The organism is Halomonas sp. SIMBA_159 (assembly GCF_046536035.1).
GTDB classification, from domain to species: Bacteria; Pseudomonadota; Gammaproteobacteria; order Pseudomonadales; family Halomonadaceae; genus Vreelandella; species Vreelandella venusta_A.
In genome coordinates this window covers 1-264 of the sequence record NZ_JAWJBT010000809.1, presented here as the reverse complement: position 1 = coordinate 264, position 264 = coordinate 1, and the positions used below count along the sequence as shown (strand labels likewise).

1 pseudogene is annotated in these 264 nt (G+C 68.9%); it reads right to left on the bottom strand.

The window, feature by feature from the left end:
- A pseudogene (locus R0J87_RS21455) lies at positions 1 to 264 on the bottom strand (arsenic resistance protein); the annotation flags it as partial.

Below are 264 nucleotides of genomic sequence, written 5' to 3'. Positions count from 1 at the left end.
CGCGACAGGCCGAACACGATCACGGGCACGATCACGAAGTTCACGACCAGCAGCACGGCGAGGAAGCGGATGTCGCGGAATGCGCGTCCGATCGCCGAGAACGGGACGCCGAGGAACGTCGCGTACAGCAGCAGCCCGAGGACGGGAGTGATCGCGAGCTCCAGCGGATGCGCGACGGCGGGCGCCCAGAGGCCCACGACGGCACCGACCACGATCGCCGCGAGATAGAGGGCGATCTGGTGTCGCTCCCCCCAGGCGACGATC